The sequence below is a fragment of the Janthinobacterium sp. GW821-FHT03C08 genome (assembly GCF_059420905.1).
Genome location: NZ_JBWKUP010000002.1, coordinates 218,045 through 232,820, shown reverse-complemented (window position 1 = coordinate 232,820; position 14,776 = coordinate 218,045). Strand labels below are relative to the sequence as shown.

Annotated in this window: 12 protein-coding genes and 1 pseudogene; 11 read left to right on the top strand and 2 right to left on the bottom strand. The window is 64.5% G+C overall.

The genetic code is table 11. The features are described 5' to 3' along the window. Positions 1 to 6 precede the first annotated feature (6 nt). Entirely contained in the window at positions 7 to 660 is a 654-nt protein-coding gene (msrQ, locus tag AC07VL_RS03445; protein ID WP_494804632.1) for a protein-methionine-sulfoxide reductase heme-binding subunit MsrQ, read from the top strand. Here the strand turns inward: msrQ and lptM are convergent. Next, a complete protein-coding gene (gene lptM, locus AC07VL_RS03440) occupies positions 657 to 881 on the bottom strand; it encodes an LPS translocon maturation chaperone LptM (RefSeq protein ID WP_494804631.1) in 225 nt (74 codons plus the stop codon). The genes msrQ and lptM overlap by 4 nt on opposite strands. Between lptM and cyaY the strand changes: the two genes are divergently transcribed. Next, complete coding sequence (cyaY, locus tag AC07VL_RS03435) at positions 880 to 1,209, top strand: iron donor protein CyaY (RefSeq protein WP_494804630.1); 330 nt, start codon at positions 880 to 882, stop codon at positions 1,207 to 1,209. The genes lptM and cyaY overlap by 2 nt on opposite strands. 63 nt (positions 1,210 to 1,272) lie before the next feature. On the opposite strand, the gene AC07VL_RS03430 is transcribed toward cyaY, so the two are convergent. After that, positions 1,273 to 3,618 carry a penicillin-binding protein 1A gene (locus AC07VL_RS03430; protein ID WP_494804629.1) on the bottom strand — a complete coding sequence of 782 codons (2,346 nt, stop codon included), beginning with the start codon at positions 3,616 to 3,618 and terminating at the stop codon, positions 1,273 to 1,275. Positions 3,619 to 3,925: 307 nt separating this feature from the next. Here AC07VL_RS03430 and pilM point away from each other — a divergent pair, with 307 nt between their 5' ends. The 9 genes and pseudogenes from pilM (at position 3,926) to nrfD (ending at position 14,772) form a co-directional block, all read left to right on the top strand. After that, on the top strand, positions 3,926 to 4,549 hold the full coding sequence (gene pilM / locus AC07VL_RS03425) for a pilus assembly protein PilM (RefSeq protein ID WP_494804628.1): 624 nt from the start codon (positions 3,926 to 3,928) through the stop codon (positions 4,547 to 4,549). Further along, positions 4,546 to 5,118, top strand: a complete 573-nt coding sequence (locus tag AC07VL_RS03420) for a PilN domain-containing protein (RefSeq protein WP_494804627.1) — start codon at positions 4,546 to 4,548, stop codon at positions 5,116 to 5,118. Before pilM ends, AC07VL_RS03420 begins: the two co-directional genes overlap by 4 nt. 18 nt (positions 5,119 to 5,136) lie before the next feature. Beyond that, entirely contained in the window at positions 5,137 to 6,174 is a 1,038-nt protein-coding gene (locus AC07VL_RS03415) for a pilus assembly protein PilP (RefSeq protein WP_494804626.1), read from the top strand. A gap of 92 nt (positions 6,175 to 6,266) precedes the next feature. Continuing rightward, positions 6,267 to 7,592, top strand: a pseudogene (locus tag AC07VL_RS03410) (type IV pilus secretin PilQ); the annotation flags it as partial. A 70-nt stretch (positions 7,593 to 7,662) separates the two neighbouring features. Then, positions 7,663 to 9,915, top strand: a complete 2,253-nt coding sequence (locus AC07VL_RS03405; protein ID WP_494804625.1) for an Ig-like domain-containing protein — start codon at positions 7,663 to 7,665, stop codon at positions 9,913 to 9,915. A 118-nt stretch (positions 9,916 to 10,033) separates the two neighbouring features. Beyond that, complete coding sequence (aroKB, locus tag AC07VL_RS03400) at positions 10,034 to 11,653, top strand: bifunctional shikimate kinase/3-dehydroquinate synthase AroKB (RefSeq protein WP_494804763.1); 1,620 nt, start codon at positions 10,034 to 10,036, stop codon at positions 11,651 to 11,653. A gap of 1 nt (position 11,654) precedes the next feature. Continuing rightward, positions 11,655 to 12,791 carry a deoxyguanosinetriphosphate triphosphohydrolase gene (locus tag AC07VL_RS03395; RefSeq protein WP_494804624.1) on the top strand — a complete coding sequence of 379 codons (1,137 nt, stop codon included), beginning with the start codon at positions 11,655 to 11,657 and terminating at the stop codon, positions 12,789 to 12,791. A 145-nt stretch (positions 12,792 to 12,936) separates the two neighbouring features. Beyond that, positions 12,937 to 13,656 (top strand): sulfate reduction electron transfer complex DsrMKJOP subunit DsrO, encoded by a 720-nt coding sequence (gene dsrO / locus AC07VL_RS03390; RefSeq protein ID WP_494804623.1) that lies wholly within the window; start codon positions 12,937 to 12,939, stop codon positions 13,654 to 13,656. Positions 13,657 to 13,659: 3 nt separating this feature from the next. Then, entirely contained in the window at positions 13,660 to 14,772 is a 1,113-nt protein-coding gene (gene nrfD / locus AC07VL_RS03385; RefSeq protein ID WP_494804622.1) for an NrfD/PsrC family molybdoenzyme membrane anchor subunit, read from the top strand. Positions 14,773 to 14,776: the final 4 nt, after the last annotated feature.

The window sequence follows — 14,776 nt, the reverse complement described above, 5'->3', positions numbered from 1 at the left end:
AAGAGCATGGCCATCAACCCCACGCCGAAACAGTTGTCGCTAGTCAAAAGCCTGATTTTTCTGCTGGCACTGATTCCCTTCGTGCGCATGGTCTGGCTGACCTACACGGGGCAGCTGGTGGAGCCGCTGGAATTCATCACGCGCGGCACGGGCGACTGGACCCTGTATTTCCTGTGCATCAGCCTGGCCGTGACGCCCTTGCGGCGGTTGACGCAGTGGAACTGGCTGATCAAGCTGCGCCGCATGCTGGGCCTGTTCGCGTTTTTCTACGCGGCATTGCACTTCACCACCTTCCTGTGGTTCGATCACTTCTTTGATGTGCAGGAAATGTGGAAGGATGTGCTCAAGCGGCCGTTCATCACGGTGGGCTTCATCGCCTTCGTGCTGCTCATTCCGCTGGCCGTGACGAGCACGAACGGCATGGTCAAGCGCCTGGGCGGCAAGCGCTGGCAGTGGCTGCACCGCTTGATCTACATCATCGCGCCGCTGGGTATCCTGCACTTCTGGTGGATGAAGGCGGGCAAGCACAATTTCGCGCAACCTATCCTGTTTGGCACCATCGTCGCGCTACTGCTGGCAATACGCGTGTATTTCGTCTGGAGCAAGCGCGCGAAAAGCGCCAGGGCGGCCGCGGCAGCCACCCCGGTGCGTTCTGCTTAGGTCACGGGCACGATCACGGGCGGCGGTGGCACGGGGGCCGGTTCGACGGGGCCTTTGGCCGGCGCGCCCTTGGCCGCTGGCGGCTTGGGCAGGTACAGTGGCCCCGGCTGGCCGCAGCCGGCCAGAACGCTAGAAACCACAATGGCAATGCCGATATAAAACGCTGAGGATGACTTCACGATTAGAATCACGGTTTGATTAAGATCTTTGGAGTGTAGCATGAGCGAATCGGAATTCCTGGCCCTGGCCGAAGCCACCCTGACGGACATCGAGGCGGCGCTGGACCGGCTGAACGATGCGGACGTGCTCGACGTCGAATGCAGCCGCAGCGGCAATGTGCTGGAAATCGAGTTCATCGACAACGGCACGAAAATCATCGTCAACAGCCAGGCCCCCATGCGCGAGATGTGGATAGCGGCCCGTTCCGGCGGTTTTCATTACAAGCGCGTGGGCGACGAATGGATCAACACGCGCGACGGCTCGGAACTGTTCGCGGCCCTGTCGGCCATGGCCAGCGAGCAGGCGGGTGCGCCCGTGATCCTGAAGTAATTCTTGCGCCGCATCAATAAAAAAGGGCAGCCCGTGAGGCTGCCCTTTTTGCATCAAACGCGCTTAAAACAGCTCGTTCTTGACGGCTTCCTTGGCTTTCTCTTCCTCCGGCGTGCCGCGCGCGGCGCCTTCCAGGCTGCCCACGCCCGTGCCCGGTGGATTTTCCGCATAGTAATACTCATCGCCCACGAGGATCAGGCCTTCCGGCACGGCGCGTTCCTCGACGGGGATGCTCTTCAGAGCCTTCGCCATGTAGTTGATCCAGATCGGCAGGGCCAGGCCGCCGCCCGTTTCCCGGTTGCCCAGGTTGCGCGGCTGGTCGTAGCCGATCCAGGCGATGCCCACCAGCTTGGCCTGGTAGCCGGCGAACCACGCATCGATGGAATCGTTGGTGGTGCCCGTCTTGCCGGCCAGGTCGGGGCGTTTCAGGGCCATGGCCTTGTTGGCCGTGCCGAAGCGCACGACGTCGTTGAGCATGCTGTTCATGAGGAAGGCGTTGCGCTCGTCGATCACGCGGTTGGCTTCCTCGCCCGCCAGGTCCGGCTTGGCTTGCGACAGGACATTGCCGTCGCTGTCCGTCACCTTGGCGATCAGATACGGGTTGATCTTGTAGCCGCCGTTGGCGAAGACGGCGTAGGCGCCCGCCATCTGCAGCGGCGTGACGTTGCCGGCGCCCAGGGCCAGGGTCAGGTAGGGCGGATTCTTGTCGGCGTCAAAGCCGAAGCGCGTGGCGTATTCCTGGCCGTACTTGGCGCCGATCTTGTGCAGGATGCGGATGGAAATCATGTTTTTCGATTTCATCAAGCCCTTGCGCATGGTCATCGGACCGTCGTACTTGCTGTCGTAGTTCTTCGGTTCCCACGCCTGGCCGCCCGTCTGGCCCGCGTCGAACGAGATGGGCGCGTCGTTGATGATGGTGGCCGGCGACAGGCCCCGCTCCAGCGAGGCGGAGTAGATGAAGGGCTTGAAGGCGGAGCCGGGCTGGCGCCACGCCTGCGTGACGTGGTTGAACTTGTTGCGGTTGTAATCGAAGCCGCCCACCATCGCGCGGATGGCGCCGTCCGTGGTGCTGGCCGAGACGAACGCCGATTGCACTTCCGGCATCTGCGTCAGGACCCAGTTGCCGCCTTCCTGCATGACGCGGATCACGGCGCCGCGCTTGATGCGGCGGTTCGGTGCCGCCTTTTCGGACAGCCAGGCCGAGCCGAACGTCAGGCCGGAACCCGTGATGGTGATTTCCTCACCGGCCGACGTGACGGCCTGGATGGACTTGGGCGACGCCTGCAGCACCATGGCGGCGATGATGTCGTCGCTGTCCGGGTGGTCGGCCAGTTCCGTTTCGATGGCGTCATCGGCTTCGGCCTTGGTTTTCGGAATCTCGATATACGCTTCCGGGCCGCGGTAGCCGTGGCGTTTCTCGTAATCCATCACGCCCTTGCGCAGGGCGATGTAGGCGGCATCCTGGTCGGCCTTGGTGATGGTGGTGTAGACGTTCAGGCCGCGCGTGTACGTGTCTTCCTTGAATTGCTCGTAGACCAGCTGGCGTGCCATTTCCGACACGTATTCCGCATGCACGCCGAAGGCGCTGCTGTCGGTTTTCACTTTCAGCTCTTCATTTTTCGCTTCTTCGTACTGCGCCGGCGTGATGTAGCCCAGCTGCGCCATGCGCTGCAGGATGTATTGCTGGCGCATGCGCGCGCGTTTCGGGTTGACGACGGGATTGTAGGCCGACGGCGCCTTCGGCAAGCCGGCCAGCATGGCCGCTTCGGCCACGGTCAGGTCCTGGATATTCTTGCCGAAATAGATTTGCGCGGCCGAGGCGAAGCCGTAGGCGCGCTGACCCAGATAAATCTGGTTCATATACACTTCCAGGATCTGGTCCTTGCTGAGGTTTTTCTCGATCTTCCAGGCCAATAACACTTCATAGGCCTTGCGTTTCAAGGTCTGCTCGCTGGACAGGAAGAAGTTGCGCGCCACCTGCTGCGTGATGGTCGACGCGCCTTGCTTGGCGCCGCCCGTCAGGTTGTGCAGGGCCGCGCGGGTGATGCCCAGGTAATCCACGCCGCCGTGTTCATAGAAGCGGTCATCCTCGATGGCCAGCACGGCTTTCTTCATCACATCGGGAATATCCTTGATGTGCACCATGTTGCGGCGCTCTTCGCCGAACTCGCCGATGAGCACACTGTCGGAGGTGAAAATCCGCAGCGGCATCTTCGGCTTGTAGTCGGTCAGGGTATCGAGCGCCGGCAGGTTCGGGTACGCCATGGCCAGGCCGAAGACCACCAGCAGCACGCCGACGATGCCCAGGCCCAGGAACGATACCAGGGCCATCAGCAGAAAGCGTTTGGGTTTGCTGCCCTTCTGGGGCGGTTTCGAGCCAGCGTTGCCGGCGGAGGATGAAGATGTCATGCGTATCATGTCTTTCAGTAAATTTATGCCGCTCAATTATAAGCGAGCTTGCCGGGGCGGCAGCGCGCCATGGCGCCTCCCTGCGGGCTGGTCGATACTTGTCGCTACTCTATATAAGCGCGTATTGGCCCGCTGGCAACCAGGATTTGGTAACAATTATTCTGCGCCAGATCACACCACGCCCAGATAGTCGCCGCGTGCCGCAAGTCCAGGCGGGAAAGCCGTTTACAAGCCGTCACTGCCGGGGCTAGGATTTCTGACGACAGTGGCCATCCTGCGGTGACATTTCTTCATGAAAAACATATCCATGCGTCGTCTACCTGGCTGGGGCTTGCTCGGCGTTGATGTGGGGCAAGATGCCATACGCGTCGTCGAACTGGTGCGCCGGCGGGGGACATTGTCTTGCCGGCATCGCGGCGCCGCCCCGCTGGCACCTGGAATCATGCTGGAGGGCAATGTCGAGGATGTGCCGGCCCTGGCCGCGGCCCTGCAGCAGGCTTGCCGCGACAGTGGCAGTACCTGCACGCGGGTGGCGTTGGCCATGCCGGCCACGGCCCTGATCACGCATGCGATCCGGCTGCCGGCAGGGTTGCCGGAGGAGCAGCTGGAAATCCTCGTGGAGCTGGAGGCGGCGCAGTACATGCCGTTTGCGCTGGAAGATGCCAGCCTGGATTTTGTCACCCTGGGTCCAGCGCCGCCGCTGGCGGGCAAGCCGGGGCCGGAAATCGACGTGCTGCTGGTGGCGGCGCGGCGCGCCAGCGTGCAGCGCCGCCTCGACGCAGCGAAGGCGGCAGGCTTGCAGGCCGTTGTCATGGATAGCGAGGCGCTGGCCGTGCAGGCGGCGCTGGCGCAAGGGGGCTGGCAAGCCTTGCCCGATGGCGGCGCCTATCAGCTGGCCTGGGGCCTGGCCTTGCGCCGGTACGCCCGATGAAGGGCCAAGCACCAGTGCCGCGCATCAATTTGTTGCCGCATCGGCAAGCGGCGCGGCGGCGGCGCATCCAGGCATTGTTGTGGCTGCTAGCCGGCGGCGCATTCTCTGGCCTGCTGCTGGCGCTGGGCACGGCGGGCTGGCTGCATCTGCGGCTCGATGCGCTAGTGCATCGTCAGGAGGACTGGCGCCGCGCCACGCAGCAGGCGGAGCTTGTCCTGCAGACGGGCAGGCGGGTACAGGACGAGACGGCGGCATTGCTGGCGCGGCGGCAGGCGATTGCCGGGCTGCAAGAACAACGCAATGCCTGGGTGCACATGCTGGAAGTGCTGGCGCGCGCCATGCCCGCCGGCGTGGCCTTGCGCGGCGTGCGCCAGGAAGCGGCGCTGCTGCGCTTGCAAGGGCATGCTGTTGCGCAGGACAAGGTGGCGGCGCTCATGCTGGCGCTGGCCGAGGCGGTGCCGGCATCGAAGCCGGAACTGCTGGAAGTGCGCGGCGCGACGGACGGTGCGGTGGAATGGACGATACGGCTGGCATGGCCTGCACCGGCAGCGCCTGCCAAGCAACCGTAAAGCGGGAGGTGGCTGATCATGCTGAGCCTGAAACAAGCGTCGCTGTGGCCGCTGCGGGCACGCCTCGCCGCCGCCACCCTGGGCGCCGTCCTGGTGGCCGCGCTGCTGCACCTGGCCTGGCTCGACGGGCTGCATGCCGCCGTGCAGGCTGCGCACGGAGAGGAAGCGCGGCTGCGCACGGCCTACCTGCAAGCCCATGCCGGCGCCGGACGCTTGCCGGCCTGGCGTGAACAGCAGCGCCAGGCGAGCGCCGAACTCGCCAAGCTGGAACAGCAATTGCTGAACCATCAGCAGATGGCGGTACTGTTGTCCGATATCAATACGGCAGGACAGTCGCGCGGTTTGCAATTTACCCTGTTCAAGCCGGGCGCGCCCCAGGCGCAGGCGCACTATGTGGCGCTGCCCATCGCCGTCCAGCTGCGCGGAGGCTATCACGCCATGGGCGAGCTGATGGCGGACCTGGCACGGTTGCCGCGCATCGTGACCGTGCACGAGTTGGCATTGACTGCGGGCAAGGATGGCATGCTGACCCTCGATGCCGTGCTGCACGCGTATCGCTTGCCCGATACGCAAGAGCGTGCCGCGCAAGCCCGCCTGCCGCAGCCGGCCCGGCCGGCGCCAGTGGCCTGGCCGGCGGCGCCCGCCTTCGTGCCGCGTCCGTATGCAGGCGCCGGCTTGCCCGATCCGTTCGGCACGCGGCTGCCGGGACCACCACCAGCATCGGCCGGCGTGGAGGGACCGGACTTGCGCCGTCCCCGCGAACCGCTGGAAAGCGTGGCCATGGCGGCCTTGCACATGGTCGGCAGCGTGCGTCTCGCGGGCCGCCTGAGCGCGCTGCTGCAGGCGGGGCCACGCGTGCACCGGGTGGAGCTGGGCCAGCACCTGGGACCGGACCATGGCGTGGTAACGGCCATCAGCGAGCAGGCCGTGCAGTATTGTGAACTGCTGCGCGAGGCGGATGGCCCGTGGCGCGAACGGCGCGGCAGCCTGGTCCTGCAGGTGGCGGGCGCGGCAGGCGCCGTCGCACCGTCAAGCCCGCCCGAGGCCGTGCCATGAACGCGCGCCGCATGCTCGTGGCCGGGGCCCTGTTCCTGCATGCGGGCTGCATCGCCCAGGATGACGTGGTGCACGTGTCGGCGCCGCGCCTGTATGCGGGCGAGAAAATTTCCGTGGATTTCCAGAACGTGGGCGTGCGCGCTGCCCTGCACATCCTGGCCGATGCTTCCGGTCAAAATATTGTCGCCAGCGACAGCGTGGCGGGCAATGTGACCTTGCGCCTGCGCGACTTGCCGTGGGACCAGGCGCTCGACGTGCTGCTGCAGGCCAAGGGCCTGGACATGCGGCGCAATGGCAACGTGCTGTGGATCGCGCCGCGCGAAGAAATCCTCGCGCGCGAAAGGCTGGAACTGGAGCAGCGCGCGCAGATCGCGGAACTGGAACCGCTGCAATCGGCCATCTTCCAGCTCAACTACCAGAAAGCGGAAGCGTTCCGCACGGTATTCGGCCTCGATGCAGGCGAGGGGCGCAGCCGGCTGCTGTCGCGCCGCGGGAGCGTGCTGATCGAGCCGCGCACGAACCAGCTGTTCGTCACCGACGTGCCGGCGCGCCTGGAGCAGATCCGTCTGCTGATCGCCAGGACGGACATTGCCACCCGGCAGGTGATGATCGAGGCGCGCATCGTCGAGGCAAACGACAGCTTCAGCCGCAACCTCGGCGCGCGCCTGGGGTTTTCCGACCAGCGCCTGGCGGCGGGCCAGGTGCCCGGCTTTTCTCTGGGCGGCAGCGGACGCCGCGCGGCTGTCGGCGGCAGCTACCAGGGCGTGGGCGAGGCGACGGGGCAGACGGTGGCCGGCAGCGGCGCCTTCGTGCCGAACACGCAATTTGTCAACTTGCCGGCCGCCAGCATCAATGGCTTGCAGCCGGCCAGTTTCGCCCTGAGCCTGTTTTCGGCGGCCGCCAACCGTTTCCTGAACCTGGAACTGTCCGCACTGGAAGCGGACGGCAGGGGCAAGATCATTTCCAGTCCCCGCGTGGTGACGGCCGACAAGGTGCTGGCGCTGATCGAGCAGGGCATCGAATTGCCCTACCAGGTGGCCACCAGCAGCGGCGCCACCTCGATCACGTTTCGCAAAGCGAACCTGCGCCTGGAAGTGACGCCGCAGATCACGCCGGATGGCAACGTGGTGCTGGAAGTGGACGTCAACAAGGACAGCGTGGGCCAGGAGACGCGTTCCGGCTTCGCCATCGACACCAAGCACGTGCGCACGCAGGTGATGGTGGAGGATGGCGGCACGGTCGTGCTGGGCGGCATTTATCAGCAGTCCGAACGGGGCACGGACAGCAAGGTACCGTTGTTGGGCGACATCCCGGTCCTGGGCGTTTTTTTTCGCAGCACGGGCCGCAGTCAAGAAAAAACGGAACTGATGGTGTTCATTACACCGAAAATAGTGGCAGATCAGCCAGCAACACGTTAATGTCACATCTTTACGTTTAAGTAACAATGCAGACGAAAGCGGACTGATGGCGACTATGCGGAATTTTTCATTGGGCAACACTTGTTGGAGTCGGGTATCGAATTGGCTGGTCTTGCTGGCGCTGGGCGCCTTGCTGGCCGCCTGCGGCGGCGGTGGCGGTGATCCGACCATCGACGGCGGCACCAGCGGTGGCACGACGGGTGGCGTGCCGGCCGCGGTCAGCGTCACGCTGTATGACGCGGCTGGCCAGCCCAGCAACGCATTGAGCAGTACGACGCCACTGACGGCCAGGGCCTCCGTCGTCGACAAGAATGGCACGCCTGTCAGTAATGCGCTGGTGACGTTTTCCACGGATACCACATTGGTTTCCTTTTCAACAAGCAATGGCGCGGCGCTCACCGACGCCAAGGGTATCGCCAGCATCACCTTGTCGCCGCTCAATTCGTCGGTCACCGGTGCCGGTAAACTGAGCGCCACGGTGACGGCAGGCAGTGCCACCGTCAGCGCTGGGGCGAACTATGCAGTTACCTCGGTGCAAGCGTCGGGTGCCAAGCTGGCGCTGTCCCTGCTGAACGGATCGAGCGCCGGCAATGCGCTGTCGAGTGCGACGCCGCTGACGGCCAGGGCGCTGGTCAGCGACTTGAGCGGAAAACCGCTCGCTGGCGCGCTCGTGGTGTTCTCGACGGACAACAGCCTGGCCGTCATGTCCTCATCGACGGGCACGGCACTGACGGATGCCGCCGGCGTGGCCAATGTCACCTTGCGGCCCGTGAGCATGTCTGCCAGCGGCGCCGCCAGCTTGCGCGCGACCGCGACGGTCAATGGTGCCGTCGTCAGCAACGCAGTCAATTACTCGGTAGGGGCGACCGAACTGACGCTGGGCACGCTCCGGCTTGCTCCGGCCAGCATCGCTGCCTACGGTTCGTCCGTTGTTTCCGTCGATGTGCTGGCCGGCGGCAATCTGTATACGGCTCAGAAGGTCAACGTGAGTTTCAGTTCCAGCTGCATCATTGCAGGCAAGGCTACGCTGGCTGCCAGCGTGCCTACCAGCGGCGGCACGGCGACAGCCGTGTACCGTGACAATGGCTGTGGCAACAGCGACATGATTAACGCCACCGTCGATGGCACGGGATTCGGTTCGCACGCCACCATGTCGGTTGCCCGGCCAGCGGCGGCATCGGTGCAGTTCTCCGCAGTCAGTCCGGTGGGCAAATCGATCGTGATCCAGGGCCAGGGCGGCTTGTCGCGCACGGAAACGGCAACCCTCACTTTCCGCGTTTTCGATACCTTCAACAAGCCGCTGGCTGGCCAGCCGGTGGTATTTGACCTGGTGAACGGGGCGGACATTACGCTTAACAAAACCAGTGATAGCACCGATGCCAACGGCGAAGTCATTACCACCGTCAATTCCGGCAAGACGCCCACCACTTTCCGCGTCAAGGCCAGCCTGGCGTCCGGCGTCTCGACCCTGTCCGACTCCATCCTCGTGACGACGGGCCTGCCTGTGCAGACGGCATTTTCCCTCAGCGTGGCCACGCCCAATGTGGAAGGCTGGTCGTATGACAGTGCGGTCGGCAACCCCGCGACGACCATCACGGTCTTGCTGGCCGACCAGGCGGGCAATCCCGTCCCCGATGGCACGCCGGTGGCATTCCAGAGCAGTCTGGGGGCAGTCGGTTCGGCCAGCATGGGCGGGTGCACGACCACGAATGGCGGCTGCACGGTCGATTTCCGCAGCCAGAATCCGCGCGTGGCGACCAATCCGCCGACTACGCCGTGCAACGATGTGGCCCATGGCGGCACACCCGACGCCGACTGGCCGGGCCTGGCCATTGTGTGCGCCAGCACGACAGACGGCAGCAAGCCCCTGTTTGCAAGGATCGGCATCTTTTTGAGCGGCAGCCGTGCCGAGAACGTCACGCTGGCCGACGGCACGAAGAGAGTCAGTCTCGATGGCAGTACCTACGATCTGGGTACGGTGAAGGCTGCGGACGTGCGCCAGTTCACGCTGCGTATCAGCGATTTGCACCAGAACCCCATGCCTTCCGGGAGTACCGTGTCGATCACCAGCCTGGTCAACGGTGCCGCCACGATATCGCCGATCAGCGTGCAAAACATCTTTCCGCATGATGGCGCCGGCGTCGATGACAGGACGGGTGGCAACATTCAAGGTAACCAGGGAAGCTGGCATGCCGTTACAATTAACAGCCTGACGCCGACCAGTTGCACGGTTGCGTTGGCCAGCACGTTTAATGTGACGGTGACTACGCCGCTGGGCAACACCACCAGTTATCCGTTTAAACTGGCATTCTCTTGTCCTTGACGCGAGGGGGACGGGCGGTGTTGCGCAGGAGGCAGGCCGCTCGTGGCGTCCGTTTATTTTCTGAATGATATAAAAAGTGTCTGAAATCTCTAACAGTAATATCTTCCTTGTCGGCCTCATGGGCGCAGGCAAAACCACGATCGGGCGCATCCTGGCCCGCAAGCTGGGCTTGCGCTTTGTCGATTCCGACCACGAGATCGAGGCACGCACGGGAGCGACCATCCCGTGGATCTTTGAAATCGAGGGGGAGGCCAGCTTTCGCCGGCGCGAGGCGGAGGTCATCCGCGACCTGAGCGCCCAGGAAGGTATCGTCATGGCCACGGGCGGCGGGGCCATCCTCAATGCCGACAGCCGCGCCTACCTGAAGGAACGGGGCACGGTCGTCTACCTGCGCGCCAGCGTCAGTAACATCCTGGCGCGCACCAGCCATGACAAGAACCGCCCCCTGCTGCAGACGGCCGACCCGCGCAAGAAGCTCGAGGAATTGACGGCGCAGCGCGAGCCCCACTACATGGAAGTGGCCGACATTGTGATCGACACGGGCCGTCCTAACGTACAATCGATGGTTCAGACCATCCTGATGCAGCTGGCCAGCCTCGAATGCGAGGCCTCGCCCAACTGCGTCATTCATGCAGAGCCTTCGATGAACGAGCAATCCAAAATGTTGTTGAGCGTAGACCTCGACGAACGCAGTTATCCGATCGCCATCGGTCCCGGCCTGCTGGCCGACGCCGATGCGTTGCTGCGCCATATCAGCGGCCACAAGGTGGCCATCGTCACCAATACCACCGTCGCGCCCCTGTATCTGGGCCGCCTGCAGGCGGCGCTGGCCAGCGATGGCCGCGACGTGATCAGCATTGTCCTGCCGGACGGCGAAGAGTACAAAAACTGGGCCAGCCTGATGCAGATCTTCGACGCGCTGCTGGCCAATAAATGCGACCGCAAGACCACCCTGGTGGCGCTGGGCGGCGGCGTGATCGGCGACCTGACCGGCTATGCGGCGGCCAGCTACATGCGCGGCATCGGCTTCGTGCAGGTGCCCACCACCCTGCTGGCGCAGGTCGATTCCTCCGTCGGCGGCAAGACGGGCATCAACCACCCGCTGGGCAAGAACATGATCGGCGCGTTCTACCAGCCGCGCGCCGTGATCGCCGATACCTCGACCCTGGAAACCCTGCCGGCGCGCGAGCTGTCGGCCGGCCTGGCCGAAGTGATCAAGCATGGCGCCATCATCGATGCGGCGTTTTTCGACTGGATCGAGGCGAACATGGCCAAGCTGATGGCGCGCGACAAGGGCGCGCTGGCTTACGCCATCGCCCGTTCGTGCGAAATCAAGGCCGACGTGGTGCGCCAGGACGAGCGTGAAGGCGGCTTGCGCGCCATCCTGAATTTCGGCCACACCTTTGGCCATGCCATCGAGGCGGGCCTGGGCTACGGCCACTGGCTGCACGGCGAAGCCGTCGGTTGCGGCATGGTGATGGCGGCCGACCTGTCCTGCCGTATGGGCTACATCGACCAGGCGGCCGTGGAGCGCGTGCGCGCGCTCGTCGCCGCCGCCGGCCTGCCGACCAAGGCGCCGGACCTCGGTGTCGAGCGCTGGCTGGAACTGATGGAAGTGGACAAGAAGAACGAGGGCGGTGCCATCAAGTTCATCCTGTTGCAACCCTTGGGCAGCCCGAACATCACGTCCGCGCCGCACGAACTGGTGTTGGCCACCCTGGCCGCCGGAGTGCAGTAACATGCTGCCAGAAGACTTCCTCGCCCCCTATGCGGCCCATTCGGCACAGGGGCAGGGACGTCGCTTTGCCGAGGCGCCGCACGCCTCGCGCAGCCAGTTCCAGCGCGACCGCGATCGCATCATCCACTCCTCGGCCTTCCGCCGCCTCGAGTACAAGACCCAGGTGTTCCTCAATCATGAGGGAGATTTGTTCCGCACGCGTTTGACGCACAGCCTGGAAGTGGCGCAGGTGGGCCGCTCCATCGCGCGCAACCTGCGCCTGAACGAAGACCTGGTGGAAGCCATCGCGCTGGCGCATGACCTGGGCCACACGCCGTTCGGCCACGTGGGCCAGGACGTGCTCAATGAGTGCATGCGCGAGCACGGCGGCTTCGAGCACAACCTGCAAAGCCTGCGCGTGGTCGATACCCTGGAAGAGCATTACGGCGCCTTCGACGGCTTGAACCTGATGTTCGAGACGCGCGAAGGCATATTGAAACACTGCTCGCTGGCGCACGCGCGCGAACTGGGTCCCGTGGCACAGCGCTTCATCGACCGCACGCAGCCGACGCTGGAAGCGCAACTGACCAACCTGGCCGATGAAATCGCCTACAACAGCCACGATATCGACGACGGCCTGCGTTCCGGCCTGATCACAATCGCCCAGCTGGAAGAGGTGGAATTCTTCGGCCGCCTGTGGCGCGACGTGCAGCAGGCCTTCCCCGGCCTGTCGGGCCGGCGCGCCATCTATGAAACCCTGCGCCGCCTGATCACGGCCCTGGCCGACGATTTGATCGTCACCTCGACCGCACTGCTTGCCGACGCCGCGCCGCGCGACGTCAGCGAAGTTCGCGCCAGTCCCCCGCTGATCCGCTTTTCGGACGCCATGCGCAAGGATGCGACGGACTTGAAACGCTTCCTGCGCGCGAACCTGTACCGCCACTACCAGGTCAACCGCATGCGCGTGAAGGCCAGCCGCATCGTGCGCGAACTGTACGACAGCTTCATGGCCGAACCGGCCCTGCTGCCGCCCGATTATCAGGTCAGCGGTGACGATGTCACCAAGCAGGCGCGCAAGATCGCCGACTACATCGCCGGCATGACGGACCGCTACGCGATCCGCGAGCACCGGCGGCTGTATTCGCTCGACGAGCTGTAAGCGCATTACGCCCATTCTCCCCCTCTGTCAATCGGCATGATCATCTAGCCTCCCACCCGATCACCCCAATACCCTAGCCGCACCTTCTTTTCTATCATGGCAGCAAGTCAACAAGGGCTTGCCGCCCATCGTCAAGGAGAGTGCCATGATTGAATCGCGCCGCAGTTTCTTGCGCGCCTTGCCAGCCGTTACCATCGGGGCGGCCATTGCGCCGCTGCCGGGCAAGGCCGCCATGGCGGCCACCCAAGGCGAGGGCGGGCAGCGCTGGGCGATGGTGGTCGATGTGCGCAAATGCATCGGTTGCCAGGCTTGCACCGTCTCCTGCATCATGGAAAACGCCGCGCCGGAAAACAGCTTCCGCACCGTCGTCTCGACCTATGAAGTCAAGGAAGAGAACCGCTGCGGCACCTACATGTTGCCGCGCCTGTGCAACCACTGTGCCAATCCTCCCTGTATCCCCGTCTGTCCCGTGGGCGCCACCTTCCAGCGCAAGGATGGCGTCGTCGTCGTCGATGGCGACCGCTGCGTGGGCTGCGCCTACTGCGTGCAAGCCTGCCCATACGATGCGCGCTTCATCAACCACGAGACGGGCAAGGCCGACAAGTGCACGTTCTGCGCGCACAGGGTCGACGAAGGCTTGCTGCCGGCCTGCGTGGAAACTTGCGTCGGCGGCGCGCGCATCTTCGGCGACCTGAATGACCCGGAAAGCGTGGTGCACCAGCTGCTCACCGAGAACAAGGTGAAGGTGCTCAAGCCCGAGCAGGGCACCCAGCCCCACGTGTTTTACCTGGGACTGGACACGCGCTTCGCCGGCCACGTCGAGGGCGAAGCGACACTTTGGCAACCGAGCAAACACGGAAAATAAACCATGGACAGCCACATCACCGAGATTCTCAACGTCACGCGCGAAGCGGCATGGCTGCCGTGGGCGGTGCAGTATTTTTTCCTCATCGGCCTCAGTTACGGCAGCTTCATGCTGACACTGCCGTACTTCGTCTTCGGCCGCAAGGCGTATGAGCGCCTGGGGCGCATCGCGCTGCTGGCTGCCCTCGTCTGCGGCATGACGGCGCCCGTGGCGCTGCTGGCCGACCTGCACGGGCCGGGCCGCTTCTATCACTTCTATCTTTACTTCCAGCCGCAGTCGTGGATGTCGTGGGGCTCGTTTTTCATTCCTCTGTATCTGGGCTGCTTGATGCTGTACGCGTGGCTGGCGCTGCGCGTGGACTTCGCCGCGCGGGGACGGGGCCAGGACCGCCTGGCCTTTGCCTACCGCCTGCTGGGACGTGGCGGCGCCGCATCGCGCAAGGCCATCGTCACCGCCGCCACCTTCACCCTGCTCGCCGCTTTTGTCGTGGGCCTGTACACGGGCATGGAAGTGATGGTGGTGCGCGCCCGTCCCCTGTGGTTCACGCCCTTCCTGCCGGCGCAATTTGCCGCCACGGCCTTTGTCGGGGCGGTGGGCCTGGCGCTGCTGTTCAACCGCTTCCTGCCGGGCCGCGACCAGGCGCTGGAAGTGTCCTTGAACCGCGCGCTGGCCCTGTCGCTGGCGCTGGTGCTGGCGCTGGGCGGCGGCTGGCTGTTCGTCAGCCTGTCCGGCGTGAGCACCAGCCACAGCATGGCCTTTACCCAGGTGGCCGGCATGCCGCAATGGCAGTTCACGGCAGTGTGGGCGGTGCTGTCGTCCATCGTGCCGATGGCCCTGGCCATCTGGCGCCCGGCCACGAGTGGCCTGGCCAATGGCCTGATCGCGCTGCACAGCGCCTGGATGATGCGCTGGACGATCTTCATCGGCGGCCAGAACATCCCGAAGACGGGCGCGGGCCTGTACGACTACCACCTGCCGATGGGGAACGACGGCTTGATGGGGATTATCGGCACTGCCGGCCTGTGGATCGCGCTGCTGTTGCTGATGCTGGAATTTCTGCCATGGGCCGGACGCGTCGTCGCTGCACGCAGCCGTCCCGCCATGGCCACGCACTGAGGAG